The sequence below is a fragment of the Glaciimonas sp. GG7 genome, from assembly GCF_052976905.1.
On the sequence record NZ_JBRIIQ010000152.1, the window covers coordinates 1 to 6371 of the forward strand.

Sequence of the window (6371 nt, forward strand, 5' to 3'; positions counted from 1 at the left end):
GCGCCACCCCAATCAAGCTAGCCCCAAACACCAAGGTCAGCAAATGCACGCGCCCAAAAATCAGCCAGCAAATCGAAAACGCACCCAAACAACCAATCGCAATCGACAGCACGATCAAACCGATAGGCCGCAACGCGCCAAATGTCAGCCACATCAGCAGCACAATCCCCAGCAATGAACCGATACCGATCGTCGACATTTCACCGCTGGCCTGCGCACTGGCCGCGCCTGCATGCAACACCACCCCGGCGCTAATAATCTCGACCTTGGGAAAAACTTGCCGGGCAGCATCGGCGGCAGTTTTCAGCAACGGCAACACCACTTGCTGCGTCGCCATCGAAAACGCCGGTTGCCGTAACGTCAGCAACAACATCGCATACTGACGGCCATTGGCTGCAACAAACAAATGCCCATCACGCGGCCTGACCGGGGTTTCCTGCGCACGCATCTGCACCCAACCGGTAAACAATCCAAACGGATCATCCTGCCAAGCGCCCAGTTTAGGACCGGAAAACGGACTGTATAACTGTTGCAACGCGGTCTCTACCCAATAGCCGGGCGGCTTTTCTCGCAACAATGTTTGCTGCTCTGCGGTCAGCAAACTGAGTCGGTTTTGTTGGGATGGCCCTAGCCAGTCGGTCTGAGTCTGGTCCGACATAGTCGCACTCAAGGTAAACATGTCGGGATGCTGCATCAGCACCGCAGAATAAGCGTCGGCAGCCGTTTTTGCCTGCGCCCAATCCTCCGCACCAACCAACACAATCAAGCGTTGCTGAGCAGAATCCACCATATGGGTGAACGCTTGCTGCAACACCGGATCGCGCTGCTCCACCGGCAACAAGGCCAGAATATCGGTATCCGGCACGATCTTCTGCACCAGCCAAAGATAGGCGTTGTGACCCAATATCAGCCCCACCACCAGCAGCCAGATCAGCGCTAATCGCCTGGGCCAACTATTGTTAGTCAAGCGATGCCCCTTCGTCGGCAGTCATGGCGTTAGCACCGCTCTGTAACGCAGAGAACACAATCTCGGTATGGTCACCACTGGCCTCGTTAATAGTCACGGTTTTGACGTATACGCCACCGCTTAAGCCCAGCGTGCCGATCGCTTTAGCCAGCGCCGGTTCACGTGCTTTGAGCGCAACTTTCCAGCTATTGCCATCAATACTGCCATCCATCTCAAACAACGAAGACAACTGACTCAGATCACCCGCCAGCAATGAAAACAAAACGCTATTAATCATCCGCACCACCGGCTCTTGCTTAGCATCTAAGCGCATGGCAATCCGGTCGCCCTGCATTTGTACAATCTCATCGCGCTTCAAACGTAACGTATTCGGAAACGGCTGCAAGGTCTGCCACAGCACACCCTTGCCACTGACCACGCAAAAACGGCCATTCGAGAGCAGCGGCTTTTTCATCCCCATGAGCTGCTTGATTTGATCGAAGCGGCCACACAATACCGGCGGCTTGGCCAGCATTGCTTGAATTTTTTCCACCGGCGCAGCGGCTTGTGCAGCCGCACACAAAAGCACGGTCAATACGGCTATCAATAAACGCTTCATAGTGCAGCAATTCCCAGTTTTTGAAATAACACAGCGGGCGACGCAAAACACATTTCACGCGTCACGATATCCACCGCAACTTGCGTGGTCGTGCCCTTGGTCAGACGTTCACTGCTGAGTTTATCGGTGATCAGATAGTCGATCTTGAGAGAGTTTTCCCACGCAACAATACTGGCCCGCACAGTAATATGCTGACCGAATGTGGCCGGTTTCACGTAGCGCAGATGCAGATCAATCACCGGCCACGCGTAGCCAGAAGCCTGCATATCCGGGTAGTTATAGCCGATCGAATCGAGCAACGCGCAACGCGCTTGTTCCAGATATTTAACGTAATTGCCGTGCCAGACTATCTCCATCGGATCGAGATCGTAAAACTGTATTTGCAACGCAATTTCAACCGACCAACGGCTCTCTTTATTCTGCATACAGGTTCCAAGCCTTAGTCTCAATACGTTCAAGCAACAGCCGCAAATCCGGCTCCAGCATGCGATCTTCCTCAATCACGGCAATATCCTTGCCCAGCGCATCAAGCATCGTCTGCACATTTTGTTGCGGCTGCGCGCTTGCATCGACCCGGCACCGCAACCAGACGCCCTGTCGCACACTAATTAACAGCGCCGCCGTGACTTGCTCAGTGAGCTGCAACACCCGCAAGCAATCGCGTGCAGCAATCGTCCCCATGCTGACTTTATCCTGATTGTGACATTCGGTAGAGCGTGAAAATACCGACGCTGGCATCGTCAGTTTGAGCGCCTCTGCGGTCCAGGCTGAGGCGCTGATTTGCAGTGCTTTTAAACCGTGATTAATACTGGCGCGCGGACCCTCTGCGCCAGAAAGATTAGGCGGCAGCCCATGGTTATAACGACTATCAACTAGCAATGCCATTTGCCGGTCCAGCAAATCGGCCACATTGGCAACCGCATTTTTCATGCTATCCATCGCAAAGGCTATATGACCGCCATAAAAATGACCGCCGTGCAGCACACGCTCATTCTCGGCATCGATAATCGGATTATCGTTAGCGCTATTGAGTTCGTTCTCAATCGATTGCCGCATCCACGTCAACGCATCGGCCAGCACGCCAATCACATGCGGCGCGCAGCGTATCGAATATCGATCCTGCAAGCGTTTTTCATTACGCGGTGCATCTGGCGCGGGTAAATCTTCGCGCAGCCAGGCCGCGACTTGTTGTTGCCCTGCATGCGGTTTGACTGCAAACAGCGCCTCATCAAAATGATGCGCATTACCATCGAGCGCAAAGCTCGCCATCGCCGTAATGCGGGTTGCGATACGGACCAGATAAGCGGCGCGGTCGTAAGCCAGACAGGCCAGCGCCGTCATCACGGCAGTGCCGTTCATGATCGCCAGACCTTCTTTGGGCCGTAACCGCAACGGCGTCATGCCCGCCTCTTGTAATGCCTCAGCGGCAGAAACTTTAAGCCCATCGCGCCAGACTTCACGCTCGCCGCACAGCACGGCCGCCAGATACGACAAGGGCGTCAAATCGCCGGAAGCGCCAACCGATCCCTCCGCCGGAATCAGCGGCAATACATCTTCTTTCAACAACCGCGCTATCTGCTCCAGTAAACCAACGCTAACGCCGGAATATCCTTTGCACAGTGACGCCAACCGCACAGCCAGAATCGCCCGTGTCTGGGCTGGCGTAAAGTGCTCGCCCAGCCCACAGCCGTGGTAGGTGTATAAATGGTGCGGCAATTCCGGAATCAGTTCAGGTGGGACAATGACCGTACAAGAATCGCCATAGCCAGTGGTCACGCCATAAATCGTGCCATCCTCGCGCAGCAAGCGGTCCAGAAAATCCGCCCCCCGCGTAATCGCCGCACGGAATAATGGAGCGGCAGACAGCGTCACTTGCGCCGCTGCAGAGGCGATGGCGACGATGTCTTCTATCGTCAATCGTCCCTGATCAAAACAAACAAGATGGGGAACAGGATCGTCCGCTGTGTTGCGCTTAATGGTGCTCATTGCTGTATCCGGATAAATACCAAAAATCGTAAAAATTAAACCATTGCAACGGTGCTCTCAGACAAAACTTCTGAAGCCCCTCCGCGTATGCCGCAGCCAATTCATCAAGCGCTTGCGCACGCTGTTTGCGCGGCAAAAAAACCGTTTCGCGAAACAACTCAAAATGACATTCTGAACGACGCTCTGTGCTATCCATCGTCAACGAAAACAACAAATACACCGGGCATTGCAGCACACTTGCCAGCACATAAGGACCAATCGGAAAGGGAGCAGACGCGCCCAGAAATGGTGCCGACGCCACCCGCGGCTGCGATGAGACTGGAATACGATCCCCGGCAATAGCCACAAACTCGCCCCGCGCCACCTTTTCCGCCAGGCGCATCGCCATGGCAGGCGTCAGCTCGGTTACCTGCATCAGGTTTAACTGGCTGTCCGGATCAAGTTGCGCTAACAAGCGGTTAAACGCCTTTGCATGTTTGGTATGCACCAGCACAGTGATACGCAAACCGCTGCATTGCCGCGACAGCACGCGGCATAACTCAAGATTGCCAAGATGCGCGCAAATCAACAGACCACCGCGTTTGGCTGCGATATTGGCCAAAATGTGTTCTTGACCAGTGAGGCTGACGTTTTGCGTCTTGAGCAAACCGCCCCAAAGCAGCATTTTGTCCAAAATACTTTCAGCGAATGCGCGGAAATGCTGCAATACACCGAGAAGATCTGCACGCGGTGGCGCCATGTTTTCTGCCAGACAAATTGTGCGAACACGCCGTAAATACGCTTGCGAAGCGTGACGTGCGGTCGGCTTGGTTGCCAGATACCAGCCAAGTATCGGATAGAGCAGCAACCGAAACGGCAAACGACCAGCGATCCGATACAACCAGAACATCAGGCGCATACCAGCCACAAAACCGGCTTCGTTCATCTGCGCCCAATGTCGTGGCGGAACAATCATTCCTCACTCCGCAATCTTAAGAGCTTGCGCAGCAGCAATAACGGCGAACGTAGCAACATACCGACAAACAATGTTGCATGCATACGTGCAATGAGTAGATTGTCGGACACCAAATGAAAGTGCGAAACACCATCCGTCGGATAGTGCACTCTGGTTGGAAAATTGATGACCTGCAGGCCAGCCCAATACAGCCGCACAATGACGTCGGTATCGAAATCCATTCGCTGACCGAGTACTCTGCGCCTGGCCAATGCCACAAACGGCGGCAATGGATAGACCCGAAAGCCGCACATCGAATCCTTGATATCAAACGATAAGGTATTAATCCAGACCCAGATATGCGTCAGATAGCGTCCATACAAACGCACCTTCGGCACGCTCTCGTCGTACTGTGGATAACCACTAATGACTGCCGTTGGCCACGCGTCGGCCAAGGCCAGAAAACGCGGAATATCATCGGCGCAATGCTGTCCATCGGCATCAATTTGCAGCGCATGGCTATAACCTGATTGCGATGCATGAAGCATTCCGGTCAATACCGCGCCACCCTTGCCGCGATTAGATGCATGACGCAGCAGTATGATTTGCGGGTGTTCGGCAACGAGCGCTTCGAGCGCTCTGGCGCATACCGCAGAGCTACCGTCATCAACCAATATGCACGGCAAATCGATTGCCAAAATCGCCTCCACCACGCCCCGGATTGCATGTTCATGGTTATAAACCGGAATCACCGCGCAAGGATGAAAAGTAGTCTTGCTTGTATCGGTTTCTTGATTATCCATCAGCGCTCCCAAACACGATCCGCCCGCTTGCGTGCTGACCTGCGGCTGACGTTATCCGAAACGTCAGCGACGATTTTTGACTATCGTGTTGCAACGCAAGTTGCAGCACGGACTCTGGCATCACCACCCGTTGAAACTTCAGGGTGTGCATACTCACAAAATGCGGCGCTAACGGAAAGTATTCACGACCATACGCTATCGCCCAATCAACCTGCACCACGCCGGGCAAAATGGGCGCGGCCTCAAAATGCCCTTTGAAATACAACAATGCACGCGGCACTGTCAGTTCCAGCACTACGCGAGATTGTGCCCTATTGATTTCCAACACACGTTTGTGCGGCTTCGTCACTGGCGGCGTCGCTATATGGTTTTTTGCCGGCATCACCGACAGATACATCGGATTGAATCCATCGGCAAAAATGGACAATAGCGCAGCGTGCGTCGTTTTTCCTTGAGTATTGACAGGCAACGCGTCGAGATAACGCCAGCTACGCGGCTGTGCAATCGGCTCAATGGCATGCGCGATCCCATCACGTAGTTGCCGGTTTAACCTCAGCTTGCCCTGCTCGGCAAGTACCAAACGGCCTGCATCGGATAAAACAATGCAGGCAGCGATCTGCTGACGACGCTGATTTGCACTATCGTCGAGCAATACAACCCGCGCATCGATGACCAATACAGAAGCCTTCAACTGCGTCTCAATCGCATCGAGCGAAATCCGTTTTTCTTCGACTTTAACGATCCGATCAAACCGACCCTTTAACAAGAAATGCGTAGCATCAATCGCTTGCGCCTGATCCGCCAGTGTGTGCCAATCACCATCCGGCAAATGCGGCGAACAAATTTCAAGGACGCCATCATTGCCTGTAACAGATGCGATACGCCAGGTAATCGTCGGCATCACGGTCCAGCTTTCGTCCACCGTGCCCGCGCTAAACACACGCTCACGCCAGCCGATGCCGCCAGTCTCAGAACTGCCGTAGACCTCGATCGGTATGCGGCCCAGCAAACGTCCCGCCTCCTGCGCTACTTCCTCGACTATCAACCCGCTCCACTGCGGCGTAGCGCCACGTTTCTGATGAT

General features: G+C 54.0%; 6 protein-coding genes and 1 pseudogene. All 7 read right to left on the bottom strand.

Features of this window, described 5'->3' with window-relative positions; all coding sequences use genetic code 11:
- Positions 1–967: pseudogene (locus tag ACVBEF_RS20040) on the bottom strand (MMPL family transporter); the annotation flags it as partial.
- Positions 960–1565 carry an outer membrane lipoprotein carrier protein LolA gene (locus tag ACVBEF_RS20045; protein ID WP_447125678.1) on the bottom strand — a complete coding sequence of 202 codons (606 nt, stop codon included), beginning with the start codon at positions 1563–1565 and terminating at the stop codon, positions 960–962. The gene ACVBEF_RS20045 and the pseudogene ACVBEF_RS20040, both read right to left, overlap by 8 nt.
- A complete protein-coding gene (locus tag ACVBEF_RS20050) occupies positions 1562–1990 on the bottom strand; it encodes an acyl-CoA thioesterase (protein WP_447125679.1) in 429 nt (142 codons plus the stop codon). Before ACVBEF_RS20050 ends, ACVBEF_RS20045 begins: the two co-directional genes overlap by 4 nt.
- Positions 1980–3551 carry an HAL/PAL/TAL family ammonia-lyase gene (locus ACVBEF_RS20055; protein ID WP_447125680.1) on the bottom strand — a complete coding sequence of 524 codons (1572 nt, stop codon included), beginning with the start codon at positions 3549–3551 and terminating at the stop codon, positions 1980–1982. Before ACVBEF_RS20055 ends, ACVBEF_RS20050 begins: the two co-directional genes overlap by 11 nt.
- A complete protein-coding gene (locus ACVBEF_RS20060; protein ID WP_447125681.1) occupies positions 3538–4506 on the bottom strand; it encodes an LpxL/LpxP family acyltransferase in 969 nt (322 codons plus the stop codon). The genes ACVBEF_RS20055 and ACVBEF_RS20060 overlap by 14 nt, the downstream gene beginning before the upstream one ends.
- Positions 4503–5288, bottom strand: coding sequence for a glycosyltransferase family 2 protein (locus ACVBEF_RS20065; protein WP_447125682.1), 786 nt, complete (start codon positions 5286–5288; stop codon positions 4503–4505). The genes ACVBEF_RS20060 and ACVBEF_RS20065 overlap by 4 nt, the downstream gene beginning before the upstream one ends.
- A partial coding sequence (locus tag ACVBEF_RS20070) for an ApeI family dehydratase (protein ID WP_447125683.1) occupies positions 5281–6371 on the bottom strand: 1091 nt, incomplete at its 5' end. The genes ACVBEF_RS20070 and ACVBEF_RS20065, both read right to left, overlap by 8 nt.